General features: G+C 68.5%; 18 protein-coding genes. 12 read left to right on the forward strand and 6 right to left on the reverse strand.

Annotation, left to right across the window (positions count from 1 at the left end; translation table 11 throughout):
• The first annotated feature begins 11 nt into the window (after positions 1-11).
• From xrtQa to VPA02S_RS12195, 7 genes are all read left to right on the forward strand, one after another.
• Positions 12-941 carry an exosortase Q gene (gene xrtQa, locus VPA02S_RS12165; protein WP_012745186.1) on the forward strand — a complete coding sequence of 310 codons (930 nt, stop codon included), beginning with the start codon at positions 12-14 and terminating at the stop codon, positions 939-941.
• Positions 922-1491, forward strand: a complete 570-nt coding sequence (gene xrtQb / locus VPA02S_RS12170; protein WP_012745185.1) for an exosortase Q subunit 2 — start codon at positions 922-924, stop codon at positions 1489-1491. Before xrtQa ends, xrtQb begins: the two co-directional genes overlap by 20 nt.
• Before the next feature lie 10 nt (positions 1492-1501).
• Positions 1502-2776 carry a biosynthetic peptidoglycan transglycosylase gene (locus tag VPA02S_RS12175; protein ID WP_012745184.1) on the forward strand — a complete coding sequence of 425 codons (1275 nt, stop codon included), beginning with the start codon at positions 1502-1504 and terminating at the stop codon, positions 2774-2776.
• Entirely contained in the window at positions 2773-3525 is a 753-nt protein-coding gene (locus VPA02S_RS12180) for a GNAT family N-acetyltransferase (protein WP_012745183.1), read from the forward strand. The genes VPA02S_RS12175 and VPA02S_RS12180 overlap by 4 nt, the downstream gene beginning before the upstream one ends.
• A 56-nt stretch (positions 3526-3581) precedes the next feature.
• Positions 3582-4481 carry a pirin family protein gene (locus VPA02S_RS12185; protein WP_012745182.1) on the forward strand — a complete coding sequence of 300 codons (900 nt, stop codon included), beginning with the start codon at positions 3582-3584 and terminating at the stop codon, positions 4479-4481.
• Between the two features lie 75 nt (positions 4482-4556).
• On the forward strand, positions 4557-5648 hold the full coding sequence (locus VPA02S_RS12190; RefSeq protein ID WP_012745181.1) for a flavodoxin family protein: 1092 nt from the start codon (positions 4557-4559) through the stop codon (positions 5646-5648).
• A gap of 149 nt (positions 5649-5797) precedes the next feature.
• Positions 5798-6376 (forward strand): Spy/CpxP family protein refolding chaperone, encoded by a 579-nt coding sequence (locus VPA02S_RS12195; RefSeq protein ID WP_012745180.1) that lies wholly within the window; start codon positions 5798-5800, stop codon positions 6374-6376.
• Between the two features lie 92 nt (positions 6377-6468).
• Here the strand turns inward: VPA02S_RS12195 and VPA02S_RS12200 are convergent, their stop codons facing one another.
• Entirely contained in the window at positions 6469-6897 is a 429-nt protein-coding gene (locus tag VPA02S_RS12200) for a hypothetical protein (RefSeq protein WP_012745179.1), read from the reverse strand.
• A 211-nt stretch (positions 6898-7108) separates the two neighbouring features.
• On the opposite strand from VPA02S_RS12200, the gene VPA02S_RS12205 reads away from it, so the two are divergent.
• The 3 genes from VPA02S_RS12205 to VPA02S_RS12215 are packed head-to-tail and all read left to right on the forward strand — an operon-like array spanning position 7109 to position 10161.
• Positions 7109-7891 (forward strand): endonuclease/exonuclease/phosphatase family protein, encoded by a 783-nt coding sequence (locus VPA02S_RS12205; RefSeq protein ID WP_018903409.1) that lies wholly within the window; start codon positions 7109-7111, stop codon positions 7889-7891.
• A 33-nt stretch (positions 7892-7924) separates the two neighbouring features.
• Positions 7925-9193, forward strand: coding sequence for a cardiolipin synthase ClsB (clsB, locus tag VPA02S_RS12210; protein ID WP_012745177.1), 1269 nt, complete (start codon positions 7925-7927; stop codon positions 9191-9193).
• Positions 9190-10161, forward strand: a complete 972-nt coding sequence (locus VPA02S_RS12215; RefSeq protein WP_062363862.1) for a lysylphosphatidylglycerol synthase domain-containing protein — start codon at positions 9190-9192, stop codon at positions 10159-10161. Before clsB ends, VPA02S_RS12215 begins: the two co-directional genes overlap by 4 nt.
• Here the strand turns inward: VPA02S_RS12215 and VPA02S_RS12220 are convergent.
• The gene (locus VPA02S_RS12220) at positions 10158-10733 is read right to left on the reverse strand and encodes an acyloxyacyl hydrolase (RefSeq protein ID WP_012745175.1); all 576 of its coding nucleotides are present in this window, start codon (positions 10731-10733) and stop codon (positions 10158-10160) included. The genes VPA02S_RS12215 and VPA02S_RS12220 overlap by 4 nt on opposite strands.
• 204 nt (positions 10734-10937) lie before the next feature.
• Here VPA02S_RS12220 and VPA02S_RS12225 point away from each other — a divergent pair, with 204 nt between their 5' ends.
• Positions 10938-11438: a polyhydroxyalkanoate granule-associated phasin gene (locus VPA02S_RS12225; protein WP_012745174.1), complete on the forward strand. Its 501-nt coding sequence runs from the start codon at positions 10938-10940 to the stop codon at positions 11436-11438.
• A 15-nt stretch (positions 11439-11453) separates the two neighbouring features.
• On the opposite strand, the gene VPA02S_RS12230 is transcribed toward VPA02S_RS12225, so the two are convergent.
• From VPA02S_RS12230 to VPA02S_RS12240, 3 genes are all read right to left on the reverse strand, one after another.
• A complete protein-coding gene (locus VPA02S_RS12230; RefSeq protein WP_012745173.1) occupies positions 11454-12701 on the reverse strand; it encodes a metallophosphoesterase in 1248 nt (415 codons plus the stop codon).
• 131 nt (positions 12702-12832) lie between these two features.
• Positions 12833-13321, reverse strand: a complete 489-nt coding sequence (locus VPA02S_RS12235) for a hypothetical protein (protein WP_012745172.1) — start codon at positions 13319-13321, stop codon at positions 12833-12835.
• Between the two features lie 129 nt (positions 13322-13450).
• Positions 13451-13963, reverse strand: a complete 513-nt coding sequence (locus VPA02S_RS12240; protein WP_012745171.1) for a hypothetical protein — start codon at positions 13961-13963, stop codon at positions 13451-13453.
• A 302-nt stretch (positions 13964-14265) separates the two neighbouring features.
• On the opposite strand from VPA02S_RS12240, the gene VPA02S_RS12245 reads away from it, so the two are divergent.
• Entirely contained in the window at positions 14266-14553 is a 288-nt protein-coding gene (locus tag VPA02S_RS12245) for a hypothetical protein (protein ID WP_012745170.1), read from the forward strand.
• Between the two features lie 99 nt (positions 14554-14652).
• Here VPA02S_RS12245 and VPA02S_RS12250 read toward each other — a convergent pair whose 3' ends face one another.
• The gene (locus VPA02S_RS12250; protein WP_012745169.1) at positions 14653-15639 is read right to left on the reverse strand and encodes a JmjC domain-containing protein; all 987 of its coding nucleotides are present in this window, start codon (positions 15637-15639) and stop codon (positions 14653-14655) included.
• Positions 15640-15774 lie beyond the last annotated feature (135 nt).

Genomic DNA, 15774 nt, shown 5'->3' on the forward strand with positions numbered 1-15774 from the left:
GAAAAGAAAAAATGTCATTGGCTGCACTCGCCCATCGCCATCCGCGCATCGTGGATTGGGGCATCCACGTCGACCGCGCACCGGCTGCCGGCTGGCTCGCACTGCAATTCGCCGCGCTCGCGCCGACCTGGGCCTGGATGGCCCGGCGGCTGCGCGACGGTTCCGACGATCCGCTGGGCCTGCTGGCACTGGCTGCCCTGGCCGCGCTGGCTTGGCATTGCCGGCGCGAATTGCGCGCTGCGCCGCAGCTGGGCTGGCTGGCACTGGCAGGCGCCGGCACCGTGCTGGCGACCGCGCTGCGCACGGGGCTCGGCGCCCTGCCCGCGCTGCCGCCGCTCGCCACGGGCCTGGTGGCCGTGCTGGCGCTGGCCTGCGGCCTGCTGGCCTTCCTGCCGCGGCGCGTCGCCGCGCTGCCGGTGGCCGGCCTGGCGGTGCTCGCGCTGCCGCTGCTGTCGTCGCTGCAGTTCTATGCGGGCTATCCGCTGCGCGTGGTCACGGCCGAGGCGAGCCGCTGGCTGCTGGCACCGGGCTTCAGCGTGGCGCGCGAGGGAAGCAGCCTGGTGGTCGATGGCCGGCTGGTGATCGTCGACGCGCCGTGCTCGGGCGTGCAGATGGTGTGGCTCGGCTACTTCACGGCCTGCGCGGTGGCGCTCTGGGCCCGCCGCAGCGACCGCGGCTTCCTGCGCCGGCTGCCGATGGTCGGCCTCATGGTGCTGGGCGGCAACATCCTGCGCAACAGCATGCTGATCGCGTTCGAAGGCGCGGGCCATCCGCTCGCGCCCTGGGCGCACAACCTGCTCGGGCTGTTGATTCTGGCCGCGGTGTGCGGCGGCATCGCCCGCCTGATGGTGCCGGTGCGCACCGAGCCCGCGTTCGCCGACCGGCCGATCCCGGGCCTGATCACCACGCAAGGAGGCCGCCATGTCGACACGGTTCTTTGAAGTCCTGTTTGCCAACCATTTCATCAACCGCATCGGCCACAAGACCGCCTTTGCGCTCCTGATGCTGCTGTGCATGCTGTGGTCGACCGCGGCGGCGCTGCGTGCGCCGCCCGAACCCTCGATGGCCATGGCCTCGCACGAATGGCCGAGCCAGTGGGACGGCGTTCCACTGCGGCCGCTGGCGCTCGGCGACGTCGAGCAGCGCTTTGCCGACCGCTTTCCGGGTGCCATCGGCCGCATGACCGACGGCACGCAGACCATCGTGATGCGCGCGGTGAACGCCCCCACGCGCATGCTGCATCCGGCGGCCGACTGCTACCGCGCACTGGGCTTTCGCATTGAACAGGCGCGGCTCGAGCGCGACGCGCAGGAGCGGCTGTGGCGCTGTTTTGTTGCGCAACGGCACAGTGCGCAAAAGATCCGTGTCTGTGAGCGCATCGTCGATGCCGAAGGCACGGCTTTCACCGACACTTCAGCCTGGTACTGGGCGGCGGCCAGTGGACGCTCGAGCGGTCCGTGGCAAGCTGTGACGGTGGCGAGGCCGATGTGATGAGAGTTTTGTGAAACAGTTTCTGCGATTCGTGATCTACGGGCTGCTGGCCCTTGTCGTGACAACCTGCGTTGCTATCTTCCTGATAGTAAAACTGGTGCTTGCACCGGCCGCGGGGGAGTGGAGCACCACGGTCGAGGCCGGCCCGCTGCGCTTTGCGGTGGGCGTGCCCACGGCGGTGCGCCTGGCCACGTCGTCCTGGTTCGCGCCGCGGCTGGACGGGCATTCATTCGACAGCCGCTTCGGCACCCTGCACTTCGCCTGGAAGGACGCGGCGGGCGTGCTCGAAGTGCGCTGCTCGCCCTGCAGCGCCGAGGTTGCCGCGCTCGGCACGCAGCCGATCGTGTTCGAAGGCCTGGTCGCCACCGTGAAGCGCGAAGGCAACACGCTGGCCGGCACCATCGAGGCCACGCCGCGCAGCGCCGAGGCCGCCGCCGTGCTCCAGGGCCAGTGGCAAGGACAGCTGGTGCCCAAGGGCAAGGGCCTGCAGCTCAGCGTCGACATCAAGGACGCGCCCATTGCCCGCTGGTATGCCGTGCTCGCGCCCAGCCTGCCCGAGCTGCAGCGCGCGCGCATCGGCGGCACGCTGGCGCTGCGCGGGCAGGTCATGCTGCCCGAGGCCACGTTCGCGGTGCAGCCCACCGTGAGCCAGTTCACCGTCGAGGGACTGGGCACCGAAGCCATGCTGGGCGCGCGCACCAGCTGCGGCGCGCCGTCGAAGCTGGCCAACGACAGCTGGCTGGCGCGCGCCGTCATCGCGGCCGAAGACCAGCGCTTCTTCACCCACGCCGGCTACGACCTGACGGAGATCGTCGCGTCGATCGACAACAACCAGAAGGAAGGCCAGCCCAAGCGCGGCGGCAGCACGCTGACGCAGCAGCTCGCCAAGATGCTGGTGACCGGCAGCGACCGCACCGCGGAACGCAAGCTGCGCGAGCTGCTCTACGCGGTCGAAATGGAACAGACCCTGGGCAAGGCGCGCATCCTGCAGCTCTACCTGGACAACGCGCCGTGGGGCGGCAACCTGTGCGGCGCCGAAGCCGCCGCCCGGCGCTATTTCAAGCGTTCCGCGCGCAGCCTGGAGCCCGCGCAGGCGGTCTGGCTCGCGTCCATGCTGCACAAGCCGCAGGCGGTGCTCGAGCAATGGCGGCGCGACGGACAGATCGACCCGGACCGCACCAAGTGGGTCGCCGAGAGCGTGCGCGGCATCAGCCGCAACCAGCGCGAGTCGCTGCTCAAGAGCGTGGCGGCTGCCAGATTCACCGCACCGGAGGCCTTTCCATGAACGAGGTCGAGGCCATCGAGCGCGCCACCGTGGCCGCCGTGTCGCCGCTGGTCGTCGAAGAGCTCGACGGCTGGCTGCTGCCCTTCGACGACGGCACCGTCAAGCGCGCCAGGTCGGCCGTGCCGCTGCACCGCGAGCCGGTCGCCGGCCGCACGATCGACCGCATCGAGGACCGCTACGACCGCCGGCACTTCGTGCCCGCCTTCCGCCTGGCCGATGTGCCCTCCTTCGTGGCGCTGCAGTCCGAGCTGGAGCAGCGGCACTACGTCGGCGACTCGCCGACCTGCGTGCAGGTCGGCTCCGCACGGCGCATGCGCGAGGTGGCCGCGGCCGGCGCCCCGCTGGCCGATGTCGACCTGGCGCCCGACGACGCCTGGGCCACCCTGTTCCTTGGCGAAGGCTTCGATCCGGTGGACGGCGCCCACCGCGTGCGTGCGCTCTCGCGCGCCCAGGGCTCGCTCTATGCCAGCGTGCGCGAGGGCCGCCAGACCGTCGCGGCCGGCGCCATGGCCTTCGGCCACGGATGGGCCAGCGTGCACGGCATGCGGACCGAGCAGTCGCAGCGCGGCCGGGGCCTCGCCGGGCGCGTGCTGGCAGGCCTTGCGCAGGCGGCGCTCGCGCGCGGCTTCGAGCAGGTGTTCCTGCAGGTCGACGCGCACAACCTGGCGGCCCATGCGCTCTACCGGCGCGCCGGTTTCTCGACCCGGTGGCAGTACCGCTACTGGCAGCGCCAGCAGTGGCCGCGCTGAAGACGGGCAATTCCTACCGGGTGGCGCGGTCGGGCCGTTAGTGCCACCATGGCTGCATGACGAATGCAAACCACCACGCCAACCACCCGACCGATCCCGTGGCCACGCCGCGCGGCATCGACCACATCGTGGCCGGTGTTTCCACCAGCGATGGCGACGGCGTCAAGCTCACCCGCGTGCTGCAGCAGCCGCTGCAGAAAAGGCTCGACCCCTACCTGATGCTCGACGCCTTCGGCAGCGACAACCCGGGTGACTACATCGGCGGCTTTCCCAGCCATCCGCACCGCGGCTTCGAAACCGTGACCTACATGATCGCGGGCCGCATGCGGCACCGCGACAGCGCCGGCCACGAAGGGCTGCTGCAGAACGGCGGCGTGCAATGGATGACGGCCGGCCGCGGCCTCGTCCACAGCGAACTGCCCGAGCAGGAGGACGGCCTGATGGAAGGCTTCCAGCTCTGGCTCAACCTGCCGGCCAAGGACAAGATGCGCGAGCCCTGGTATCGCGACATCCAGAGCGAGGAGATTCCGGAATACACCACCGCCGCGGGCGTGCACGTGCGCGTGATCGCGGGCGCGAGCCACGGCATCGAGGGCGCGGTGCGGCGCGAGCACACCGAGCCGCTCTACCTCGACATCACGCTGCCGCCCGGCGCCGAGTTCGCCCAGCCCCTGCCCGACGACCACAACGCGCTCGTCTATGCGTTCCGCGAGTCGGTGTGGATCGCGGGCAGCGAGGTGCCCACGCGCCGCATGGCCATTCTGGCGAACGATCCCGGCAGCGACGGCGTGGTGCTGCGCGCCGGGGCCACCAACCACAGCCCGGCGCGCGCGCTGCTGATTGCCGGCAAGCCGCTGCACGAACCGATCGCGCAGTACGGCCCCTTCGTGATGAACACGCAGGAGCAGCTGAAGGAGGCCGTGCAGGACTTCCAGAGCGGCAAGTTCGGCGCCTGATGTAGTCGCAGGCCTACCGAAAATCGGCATCGCCCGCAGGTCACGGGCGCACGCATGGGGCATAGATTGGCCGCCATGCCGCATCGCACGACCAAAGCCCCCGAGGTCCGCAAGGGACAGGCGCCCGAAACACTGAAGCGCGACCAGTTCCACGAGCGCTTCATGCAGCCCTTCCAGGACCCCGCCTTCCAGTCCGAAAAGGAGGCGCTGCGGCGCATCGAGCTCATCGCGTGGGAGGCCTACGAACAGGGCCGCAAGTCGCCCGTCACGCGCAAGGCCGGTCCGGGCCATGCCGACCCCGACTACGAACTTTCGGTCGACTGGCTCGAAGCCAGGGCGCGCATCGACGCCGCGCAGGCCGCCTGGGGCAGCCCGCAGACGCGCTCGCGCGCGCTGCTCGTCAACGGCTCGCCGCGCAACGACGGCACCTGTCCGGGGGAGATATCCAAGAGCTGGCGGCTGCTGCAACTCGCGCGCGAGGTGCTCGATGGCTGCGGCATCGAGGTCGACGTGCTCGACCTGAGCCTTCTCGCTTCCGACTACGGGCGCCACATCCATCCCTGCAAGGGCTGCGTGTCCACCGCCATGCCGCTGTGCCACTGGCCCTGCAGCTGCTATCCCAACCATGCGTTGCGCCAGACCGGCGACTGGATGAACGAGATCTACGAGCGCTGGGTGTCCGCGCACGGCGTGATCCTGTTCACGCCCACGCACTGGTACCAGTCCGCCAGCCCGCTCAAGCTCATGACCGACCGGCTGGTGTGCGCCGACGGCGGCAACCCCGACCCCACCAGCACCCACGGCAAGAAGCCCGACGAAGCCAAGGCCCTCGAACTCCAGGGCTGGGGCTATCCCAAGCACCTGGCGGGGCGGGTCTACGGCCTGGTGGTGCACGGCGACGTGGCCGGCGCCGAGAGCGTGCGGCGCAACCTGTCGGACTGGCTCGACTGGATGGGCCTCATCGACGCGGGTGCGCAGGCCCGGCTCGACCGCTACATCGGCTACTACGAGCCCTACGCCACCAGCCACGACAGCCTCGATGCCGACGAAGGCGTGCAGGAGGAAGTGCGCAACGTGGCCCGTGCCGTGGCACTGGCCGTGGGCGAACTGCGCGCGGGCAAGCTGCAGGCGCCCGACCGCGGGCTGAAGCCGCCGCGACTCAAATGAGGCATGCCGCGCCGCCGGAAGCCGCGCGCCCGTTCATGATTCTTTACGCAGGCTCACTTGCGGCTCACCTGGCCGATACAGAGGTCTTCCACACTTCGTCTCACCTGCTGCCCCTTGGCGGCGGGCTTCTTCGAAAGGAAGCACTTCTCATGATCTCTCTTCGCCAACGCATCGTCTGGGCCAGCCTTCTGGGCTCGGCCGCCCTCGCCTCTTCGGGCGCCTTCGCACAACAGGCCCCGGCGGCACCCGGCACTTCGCCTTCCACGCCCACGGCCGCCGTTGCGCAGGCCGAGGGCAGCGCGGCACCCAAGGCGCAGCACAAGCGCATGGACCCGGCCCAGCGCATGGAGCGCATGCAGGAGCACCGCACCAAGCGGCTTGCCGCGCTGAAGGAAAAGCTCAAGCTGAATGCCGGACAGGAAAGCGCGTGGACCACCTTCGCAGCGGCCAGCCAGCCGCCGGCCCGCACGCAGCGCATGGACCGCGCGGAATTCGCCAAGCTCACCACGCCCGAGCGCCTGGAGCGCATGCAGGCCCGCCAGGCCGAGCGCAGCGCCAGGTTCGCCAAGCGCACCGAAGCCACCAAGGCCTTCTATGCCGCGCTGACGCCCGAGCAGCAGAAGACCTTCGACGCGGAGACGGTGCATGTCGGCATGCATGGCCACCGCGGCCACCACCGCCACGGCGGCGCTGACGGGCAACCTTCGGCAGCACCCGCCAAGAGCTGACCCGCCGCCGGGGCGCCGGAACCGGCGCCCACGCATGAAAAAGCCCGCGATGCCTCGAGCACCGCGGGCTTTCTTTCTTCGTACATGGACGGCTATTGGGGCGTGCCGGTCCTTTCGGACGGATTGGTGGGCACGTCCGGCCGCTCGCCGGGCTGGCCGAACCGGGGCTTGGTCTTGCGGGCCATCTGGCTCACCTCGGCGCGCGACATTTCGCCGGTGGGTTGCGGCATCGCGTTCGGCTGCGCATTCACGGTGGTGCTGGCCTCGCCCTTGGGCACCGGGTTGTTGGCGTTGTTGCGGTTGTGGGCGCGCGCCTCGGCCTTCACGGCTTCGCGCGACACCGGCATGCTGGCGTCGGGGCGCTGCGGCGGGTTGGGCACGCCGGAGGGCGTCTGCGTGCTGGCCTGGCCGCTCACGGCGGGGTCCGGCTGCGCAGGTATCGACGTGGCTTGCGCCATGGCGGCACCGGCCGCGGCCATCAGGCCGGCCAGCGCCGTGGCGTGAAGGATTGCGTGCTTCATGGTGCGTTCCTTTAAAAAATGATGATGAAGAGGACCGCCGGCTTGTTTTTGCTGCGGCCTGAAAACCACCGTAGGAGGCCCCCCATGCGGCCCGTGTCGGGGTGCGGCAGGCCTGCCTGTAGGAGCCGGCCGTCGCCTCGCGAAAGGCGGCAAAGAAGGTGGCGCGTTCCTACAGGCGCGCCGGGCGCGGCAACGTACAACCACAACACCGATGTCTTCCTCACCGATTCCACTTGCCGCCGCGGCGCCGACTTCGCTCAAGGTCATGACGGTGAACACCCACAAGGGCTTCACCGCGCTCAACCGCAAGTTCATCCTGCCGGAGCTGCGCGACGCGGTGCGCACGGTGGGAGCCGACGTGGTGTTTCTGCAGGAAGTGCTCGGCACCCATTCGCGCCACTCGCGCAAGGTCAACAACTGGCCCGAGGCGCCGCACTACGAATTCCTGGCCGACACCATGTGGCCGCAGTTCGCCTATGGCCGCAACGCCGTGTACCCGAGGGGCCATCACGGCAACGCGGTGCTGTCCAAGTTTCCGATCGTGCATTTCCGCAACCATGACGTGTCGGTGGCCGGGCCCGAAAAGCGCGGCCTGCTCCATTGCGTGCTGCGCCTGCCGGGCCGCACGGTCGACGTCCACGCGATCTGCGCACATCTCGGCCTGGCCGAGGCGCACCGGCAGCAGCAGCTCGAACTGCTGCTGCACATCGTGCGCGACGAGGTGCCGGCCGACGCGCCGCTGATCGTCGCAGGCGACTTCAACGACTGGCGCGGCCGCGCCCACCAGGTGCTGGAGGAAGGCGCCGCGCTGCGCGAGGTCTTCGTGCATGCGAACGGCTCGGCCGCCAAGACCTTTCCGGCGCGCTTTCCGCTGCTGCCTCTGGACCGCATCTATGTTCGCAACGCGGGCGTGCATGCGCCCGTGGTGCTGCCGCGCAAGCCCTGGTCGCACCTGTCGGACCATGCGCCGCTGGTGGCGAACATTGATCTTTGAAGCGGACACGAGCCATGACCTGTGGTGAACGCCATGGATAACGTCGGCCAATGGGTGGGCGGCAACCGCATCGCGCTGCTCGAGAACGGCGAGGAGTTCTTCCCGCGCGTGTTCGATGCCATTCGCGGGGCGCAGCGCGAAGTCATCATCGAGACCTTCATCCTGTTCGAGGACAAGGTCGGCTTGGCGCTGCATGCCGCCATGCGCTCGGCGGCCCAGCGCGGCGTGAAGATCGATCTGCTGGTCGACGGCTTCGGCTCGCCGGATCTCTCGCGCGAATTCATCTCGCAGCTGAGCGCCGTGGGCGTGCGGGTGCGGGTGTTCGATCCGGGGCAACCCGTCCTCGGCAAGCGGCTCAACGTGTTTCGGCGGATGCACCGCAAGATCGTGGTGGTCGATGGAGAACTCGCGTTCGTGGGCGGCATCAACTATTCGGCCGACCACCTGCTGGACTACGGGCCCAAGGCCAAGCAGGACTACGCGGTGGAGCTGCGCGGACCCGTCGTGGCGCAGATCCACCAGTTCGTGCTGCGCGCCATCGCGCTCGGCGACAAGGGGCCGCGCTGGTTCCGCCGCCGGCTCAAGCAGGCGCCGCCCGTCGACCGCGAGTCCGTCGGCGATGTGGAGGCGGTGCTCATCACGCGCGACAACCGCCGCCACACCAGCGACATCGAACGCGAGTACCTGGCCGCGATCCGCGCCGCGCGCAAGCGCATCGTGATTGCCAACGCGTATTTCTTTCCCGGCTACAGGCTCATCAAGGAGCTGCGCCGCGCTGCCCGGCGCGGCGTGGACGTGCGGCTCATCCTGCAAGGCGAGCCCGACATGCCGATCGTCAAGACGGCCGCCACCATGCTCTACCACCACCTGCTGCATGCGGGCGTGCGCATCTACGAATACTGCGACCGCCCGCTGCACGCCAAGGTCGCGCTGATGGACGACGGATGGACCACGGTCGGCTCGAGCAATCTCGATCCGCTGAGCCTGTCGCTCAACCTGGAGGCCAACGTGTTTGCGCGTGGCAGGGCCTTCAACCAGCTGCTGTGGGAACGCATGGACAAGCTCATGCGCGAGAGCTGCCAGCAGATCGGCGAGGCCGACCTGGAGAGCGGATGGAGCGGCTGGCGGCTGGTGCGCAGCTTCTTCATCTTCCACTTCCTGCGCTGGTATCCGTCGTGGCTCGGCTGGCTGCCGCGGCAGGTGCCGCGCCTCACCCCGGCCGAAGCCATCGAGCTTGCCGAGAAGCGCGAAAAGCGCGAAGGCGCCGGCGACAACGGGGCCACGCCGACGGAAGCGGCATGAGCATCTCCACTGCGAAGCCCGCGCACCGGCCCTGGTGGCCCTGGCTGCGGCGCATCGCGGTCTGGGCCTTCTTCGGCCTGATCGCCTGGCTGCTCGTGAGCCAGGCGCGTGCCATCGACTGGCAGGAGGTGTTCGACGCCATGCGCGCGCTGCCCGCGGCCACGCTGTGGCTGGCCGGTGCGCTGGCCGCCGGCAGCTTTGCCACCTACAGCACCTACGACCTGCTGGGCCGCCATCTCACGCGCCACCCGCTCGGCGCCCGCACCGTCATGGGCGTGACCTTCATCAGCTATGCCTTCAACCTGAACCTCGGTTCACTGGTGGGCGGCGTGGCGTTCCGCTACCGGCTCTATTCGCGGCTGGGCCTTCCCAACGGCACCATCACGCGCGTGCTCGGCTTCAGCATGCTGACCAACTGGCTCGGCTACCTGGTGGTGGCGGGAGTGGCCTTCTGCTTCTGGCCGCTGGTGCTGCCGGCCGAATGGAAGGTCGGCAACGGCGGGCTGCGCATCCTGGGCGCGGTGCTGCTGCTGCTGGCCGCGGGCTACTTCGTGCTGTGCGCCCTGGCCAGCGGGCACGTGTTCCGGCTGCGCCACTATCCGTTCAAGGTGCCGTCCCTTCGGATGGCCTGGCTCCAGCTGGCCCTGTCGTGCCTGAACTGGGCGCTGATCGGCAGCGTGATCTGGGTCCTGCTGCAGGGCGCGGTGGCCTACCACACGGTGCTCGCGGTGCTGCTGGTGGCCGCGGTGGCCGGCGTGGTCACGCACGTGCCGGCGGGCCTGGGCGTGCTGGAGGCGGTGTTCCTTGCGCTGCTCTCGCATGAGGTGGCGCAGGGCCGGCTGCTGGGCGTGCTGCTGGTCTACCGCGGGCTTTACTACCTGTTGCCGCTCGGCGTGGCCACGGTGGCGTACTTCGTCACCGAGCTGCGTGCGCGGCGCTGGCGTCACGCCGCGACGTTGAAGCGCTAGAAGTGATAGGTGTAGCGCAGCCGCACAAAGTTTTCGCCCGGGTTGGGCTTCTTGATGCCGGCATTCGAAAAATGCTGCAGCCGCAATGTGAGTTCGTGCCTGCCGTTCTCGCCGAAGCTGCGTCCCACGCCCAGCACTTCGGTGAACTGGAACGCGGTGCTGAAGCTGCGGTCGGGCGTCCGGTAGAGGTGGTCCATCACCGTGCCGCCGACGCCACCTTCGGCAAACCACGGCGAACTGCCGCTGTCGAAGCGGTAGCGCCAGGTGTAGATCGCGCCGATCTGCGTGTAGTTGCGCGAACCGCCGCCCAGGGCCGGCGCATGCCAATGGCTCGCGAACAGATCCCAGTAAGAAGTGAGCGCCCCTTCATGCACCGGCTGGCGCGGCGACCACGGCAGCGTGACGCCCACCGTGGCCGACTCGGTGCCGCCCTGGTCGCCATGCGGCGCATGGCCGCCCTCGAAGTAGTAGCCGCGCGCGCTGTCTTCGAACGCATGAGCCGGTGCGCCCAGCAGGCTCAGGACGCCTGCGAACACGGCGGCCCCGAGGGACGCGGACCTGTGTGTTTTCATGATGTGGTTGTTAACTGCAAATAATGAAAGAAAAGAAGAGAAATAATTACTTTCCGCTGCAGTCCGCGCCTGGGCCCGAGGCTATTGCCATGTCGGAAAGTAGGACTTGTTCAACAGAATTGCGGAATCGGTTTTGTTGCGGCGCAGCAATTGCCGCGCCTCGCGTCTATAGTGGGGCTCGTCCGTCCTCATAGATCGCGCCCCATGCCATCCCTCACCTCCGTCGCCCGCCTGTCCAACCCGCTGATGCTGTGGGTCGACGTGGCCCTCAAGACCCAGGAGATGCTGCTGTCCTCCGGCTCCGTGATCCAGATGCGCACCGGGCGCATGGCCAAGGCGGGGCTCGCGCCCAGCGCAGCCGATCTCGCGGAGTTCCAGCTCATGGGCGATGAAAAAATTGCCGCCGCAGGCCAGTCCGGGGCCGCCATGGTCCGGCAATGGCACAGCAGCCACGTCTCGCTGGCGAACCGCGCGCTGCAGCAATGGATTCTGAGTGCCGGAGCCTTTCTGTCGATGGCCGGCAGCGTCACGCCGGCGCAGGCCGCGGAGCGCAGCGACGCCTTCGTGCAGGCCACGGCCCGGGCGGCGGGCACGGCCAGCCGGCTCTCGGGCGCGGCGGTGCGCATCGCACGCGAAGGACTGAAGCCGATCCACGCCGCCGCCACCTCGAACGCCCGGCGGCTGGCCGCAGAACTGCGCGGCTGAGCGCGCGGGTGTGCGTCAGCCGCGCGCCATCACCAATGTCAGCAGCGTGATCTCGGACGGCGCGCCAAAGCGCTTGGGCGGCCCCCAGTAGCCGGTGCCGCGGCTCACGTAGACCCACATGTCGTGCAGCCGGTGCAGCCCGGCGGTGAAGGGCTGCTGCATCGGCACGAACAGGTTCCACGGAAAGAACTGGCCGCCGTGCGTGTGGCCCGACAGCTGCAGCTGGTAGCCGGCCTGGGCCGCCAGCGTCGCGCTGCGCGGCTGGTGCGCGAGCAGCACCCGCGTGTGCACCAGCGGCGGCGCGTCGAACAGCGCCAGGTGCGGATCGCTGGCGTGCGCGGCATCGAAATGGCCTGCGGTGTAGTCGGTCACGCCCGCCAGCACCAGCTGGCTCTCGAACAGCTCTTCGTCGTTCTGGGCGCCCCGCACGTTGCGCGTCTGCAGCACCACGTGCTCGTTGAGCAGCACCCTCAGGCCCAGCCTGCGCAGCTCGTCGATCCATGCGTGCGCGCCGGCGTAGTACTCGTGATTGCCGGTGACCACGAAAGTGCCGTGCTTCGCACGCAGCCCGGCCAGCGGCGCGATGTGCTCGCGCAGCTCGGCCACGCTGCCGTCCACCAGGTCGCCGGTGATCGCGATGGCATCGGCGCCGAGCCGGTTCACCGCATCGACGATGCGCTGGATGTAGGCGCTGCGGATCGTGGGGCCGACGTGGATGTCGCTGAGCTGCGCGATCGTGAAGCCCTCGAGCGCCGCCGGCAGGCCGCGGATCGGAACCTCCACGCGCTTCACGTCCGCGGTGCGGCGGGCATTGAGAAAACCCACCATCGACACCAGCGTGGCCAGCACCAGCACGGCCATTGCGCTCCATGGCAGCACGGCATGCCAGGGCACTGGCGCGCCGAACAGCACGCTCGCCAGCCAGGCGAGCAGCAGGCCCGCGTCGCGCAGCAGCGTCGACACGAACAGCGAGGAGAACCAGCCCATGCTGATGAGCCCCGTCCACTGGAGCAGTTCGCCCGCCGAGGCGCCGCGCTCCCTGCCGCGCGAGACAAAGGGCAGCGGGATCGTCAGGGCCGAGATGGCGAGCGCGGCCAGCGCGAGCGGCCAGGCCGGCGTGAGCATGGCCAGCGCGGGCAGCAGCCGCAGCGCAATGTAGACATGCAGGAGCGCGGTGAGCACGCTCAGGGAACGTATCGGCATGGGGGCAATGGGAACGGGCGTGGCCCGGGACACGGCATCTGCAAGGCGCATGCCGCGCATTCAAGGCGGTCTCCGGCCGCTGCCTCGCTATTTTTTCTATAGCGCCGGGCAGCCGGATAGCGTGCGCTGCGGTCGAAGCGGGCGGCGAGGCTCCCGTTGCGCCGCGCCGCCACCGGGCCGGCGCTCGCCAGTCACTGCACCGCGCGCGTGCCGGCAGAAGCCATATCGGTGCCCGCCGGCCAGACGAATGCCACCCGAGCGGGCGCGCCGGGCCTGACCTGCAGCGTCTGCTTGAGCGTGTTTCCACGCAAGCGAGCCTCCACTTCATAGGTGCCGGGGTCGAGCCGCGCCACCATGAACGGACCGGCCGACTCCACGTTGTCGAGCAGCACCGTGCCATGGCTGTCGCGCACGGTCACGCGCACGTCGGAGGCGAACTCGGCGCCCGCGTGGTCCTTGATCGCGAATTCGAAGGTGGCCGGCCAGCGCGGCGCCACCGTCTCCATCAGCTTGGCCTCGTCGCTGCCGATGCCGCCGCTCATGTATTCGATGCCGTGCGCCATGCGGATCGGCGGGTTGACCGTCGCGTGTGCCGAAGAAGAAAGCGCCGCGAGGAGAACGGCGCCGCACAGCATGGCGGCCGCGAGAGGCCGCGCATGCGATGAAATCCGGGGGGTCATGTCTGGGTCCTTTCTTCCTTGTCTGCGTGGCCGGGGAAGGCCACGTGCGCCACTGTGCGGCGCACGGCTTAGGCAAGGCTTAACGAAAAGGTCCAGGCCCGGCCGGGCCGGGAAGGAAAGGGAGGAAGCTCAGCGCGCCGCCGAGGTCTGCGCGAGCGCCTGCGGCATCGGCGGCATCACCGAGGCCATGTCGAAGTTCGACGGCCACATGAACACTGCCCGGGCCGGCACGCCTGCGATCACCGTCAGCGTCTGTGTCATCGTGAGGCCGCCGAGCGTCACGTTCACGTCGTAGGCGCCCGGGTCCAGCCGCGCGAGCATGTAGGGCCCCTGCGACTGCGCCTCCATCACGGGGCGGCCCGTGTACTTCTCGCGCACCTGGACCGCCGCGCGCGCGGGGAAGCTGCCGCGCTGCGCGCTGTCGTTGATACCGAACTCGATGGTGGCTGCCCAGCGCGGCGAGACCATCTGCATGAAGGCCGCCTCGGCCTTGTTCGTGCCGCCGCACATGTATTCGACGCCCTGCGCCATCTGGATGGGCGGGTTCGAGAACGCATGGGCCGATGTCATCGCCCCGAAGAATGCTGCTGTGCCGCCCAGTACCAATGCAGCCATCGGCTGCCGCAGACGCATAAGGTTCATTGCTTCGAGTCCTCGATCATGGGGTGACGTGAAATCCGTCGAGGATTTTGCTTAGCAAGAGTCGGGCTAGATATAGCGTTTACGAGGAAGGATCTTCGGGGAAGGACTGAACGCTATTGTTTTAATAGCTGGTGACAGACGTGTGACGGGCGTCGACGCCCTTTCGGAGGCTCCTCCCTATGAAAACCCTGAGAAGCCGCCGCTGTGGGCCCGATTCGACGCGGTGCACGTCATCGGCGCCTACAGAGGTGCACCGTACCGCTCGTTATGAAGAAAGTTCGTACAGCAGAAAGGAGCTTCAAATGACCATTGGATCCAGGATCGAGGCAATCAAGCAGAAGGACGCGCGGCGGCCCGGCTTCCCGGGCGAGCACCTTGCCGTGCTCGGCACAGGTGTCCTGCTGCTGCTGACCGCGGGGCGCAGCCACTCCCTGGCGCGCCGCCTGCTGGCGGGCGCCGCCGGCGGTGCGCTGGTCGGCCGCGCGGCCAGCGGAACCGGCGGGCTGGCACGCGTCGCGCAAATGATGCACGGTGGCCGGGGCGAGCGGAGCGCAGGCAGAGGCCGCGTTCACGTCCACCGGTCCATTTGAGCCAGGCCGCCTATTTGCTGAAAGAGGCGGCTGAACTCCGGGCGGTTCCGCCTGGGCTGCCGCTGATCGGGCGAATGATCGGCGGAATGGCCGGGCGTTTCAGTAGGAGCCCGGCGGCGGCGCGTGCTTGACTCGCCGTGCCGAGGTCATGCAGATGAACCGGGCCCGCGCAGCGCCGAGCCGTGCGCGGCAGGCGCCCACCAAGCCGCCGACGGCGGATTTGGCGGTATCTGCGGTGGGCGATTCGCTCGGATAGGAGGGAGACATTCCGCACTTGCGCATCAGCCGGTTCACTTGGTGAATGCGTGCCACCTTGCGCGTCGAAGCGGTGTAGAAGGTCACGCCGATCGAGATCGACAGGCGACCGCCAGGGGTGGCGGCCCGGTCGGCCGTGGATCTCGTCATGTGGGGCGAGGTGCTCGGGAAATAGACGGCATCGCCGGGCTGCGCATCGAATTCCAGCCCGCGCGGCAAGAACGCTTGGTTGAAGCGCACTTTCTGGAGCGACTGCGTGACGATGAAATCCTCCACCGCTTCCGCCGGCACGATGCTGCGGTCGCGGTGGTCCCAGACGTTGAGGATCTTGTGGCCATGCAACTGCAGCCAGAAGTTGTTCTCGCGATCGATGTGAAAGGGCGTGACGGAAGGCGGCGCAGAGAAGAAAACGAATCCGTTCACCCTGAAGATGTCCGGCTGCTCGCGCTCGACGAGGGAGCGCATCGAATTCACCACCGACATCAGCAGGGCCTGGTAGCGCGGGATGACTTCGATGTTGTAGAAGGCCACCGACGAACCTGGCTCCTCCACGCGCTTGAAGAATTCCGCGATGCTGCGCCCGTCGGGCGGCCGGCTGTCGTGCGCGAGCCTGGAAGCGACCGTCCTGTCGGGGTTCATGAACCTGCACTGGTCCAGCTTCGAGAGTTCCATCCCGAGCCTCACGAGCTCGGGCACCTGGAATAGCGGATGCTCGTGGAAGTTGTGGTGCATCGGCGTGATCCTCTGGGTAGAGAAGCTGCCGGGATCGTCCGTCCACACCCGATACGTCGTTTCCGAAGCCCCGACGGAATTCATGCTGGTGACGCACATCGCACCCTCCAGATCGCTTCTGGGCGCCTTTTCCCTCAAACAAGGTCAAGGCAAAGTCCGCGAGCAAAAGTAATACTTTGGAACTCAATTCTGAGATTAACTGCTGACTTTTGCCTGACAAAACAGGGCTTATTG

The organism is Variovorax paradoxus NBRC 15149 (assembly GCF_001591365.1).
Lineage (GTDB): Bacteria > Pseudomonadota > Gammaproteobacteria > Burkholderiales > Burkholderiaceae_C > Variovorax > Variovorax paradoxus.

What these genes read in the sequence shown, in the direction of transcription:
- xrtQa (WP_012745186.1), top strand. Translation starts at nt 12, where the DNA reads ATGTCATTGGCTGCACTCGCCCATCGCCATCCGCGCATCGTGGATTGG.
- xrtQb (WP_012745185.1), top strand. Translation starts at nt 922, where the DNA reads ATGTCGACACGGTTCTTTGAAGTCCTGTTTGCCAACCATTTCATCAAC.
- VPA02S_RS12180 (WP_012745183.1), top strand. Translation starts at nt 2,773, where the DNA reads ATGAACGAGGTCGAGGCCATCGAGCGCGCCACCGTGGCCGCCGTGTCG.
- VPA02S_RS12185 (WP_012745182.1), top strand. Translation starts at nt 3,582, where the DNA reads ATGACGAATGCAAACCACCACGCCAACCACCCGACCGATCCCGTGGCC.
- VPA02S_RS12190 (WP_012745181.1), top strand. Translation starts at nt 4,557, where the DNA reads ATGCCGCATCGCACGACCAAAGCCCCCGAGGTCCGCAAGGGACAGGCG.
- VPA02S_RS12195 (WP_012745180.1), top strand. Translation starts at nt 5,798, where the DNA reads ATGATCTCTCTTCGCCAACGCATCGTCTGGGCCAGCCTTCTGGGCTCG.
- VPA02S_RS12200 (WP_012745179.1), bottom strand. Translation starts at nt 6,897, where the DNA reads ATGAAGCACGCAATCCTTCACGCCACGGCGCTGGCCGGCCTGATGGCC.
- VPA02S_RS12205 (WP_018903409.1), top strand. Translation starts at nt 7,109, where the DNA reads ATGTCTTCCTCACCGATTCCACTTGCCGCCGCGGCGCCGACTTCGCTC.
- clsB (WP_012745177.1), top strand. Translation starts at nt 7,925, where the DNA reads ATGGATAACGTCGGCCAATGGGTGGGCGGCAACCGCATCGCGCTGCTC.
- VPA02S_RS12215 (WP_062363862.1), top strand. Translation starts at nt 9,190, where the DNA reads ATGAGCATCTCCACTGCGAAGCCCGCGCACCGGCCCTGGTGGCCCTGG.
- VPA02S_RS12220 (WP_012745175.1), bottom strand. Translation starts at nt 10,733, where the DNA reads ATGAAAACACACAGGTCCGCGTCCCTCGGGGCCGCCGTGTTCGCAGGC.
- VPA02S_RS12225 (WP_012745174.1), top strand. Translation starts at nt 10,938, where the DNA reads ATGCCATCCCTCACCTCCGTCGCCCGCCTGTCCAACCCGCTGATGCTG.
- VPA02S_RS12230 (WP_012745173.1), bottom strand. Translation starts at nt 12,701, where the DNA reads ATGCGCGGCATGCGCCTTGCAGATGCCGTGTCCCGGGCCACGCCCGTT.
- VPA02S_RS12235 (WP_012745172.1), bottom strand. Translation starts at nt 13,321, where the DNA reads ATGACCCCCCGGATTTCATCGCATGCGCGGCCTCTCGCGGCCGCCATG.
- VPA02S_RS12240 (WP_012745171.1), bottom strand. Translation starts at nt 13,963, where the DNA reads ATGAACCTTATGCGTCTGCGGCAGCCGATGGCTGCATTGGTACTGGGC.
- VPA02S_RS12245 (WP_012745170.1), top strand. Translation starts at nt 14,266, where the DNA reads ATGACCATTGGATCCAGGATCGAGGCAATCAAGCAGAAGGACGCGCGG.
- VPA02S_RS12250 (WP_012745169.1), bottom strand. Translation starts at nt 15,639, where the DNA reads ATGTGCGTCACCAGCATGAATTCCGTCGGGGCTTCGGAAACGACGTAT.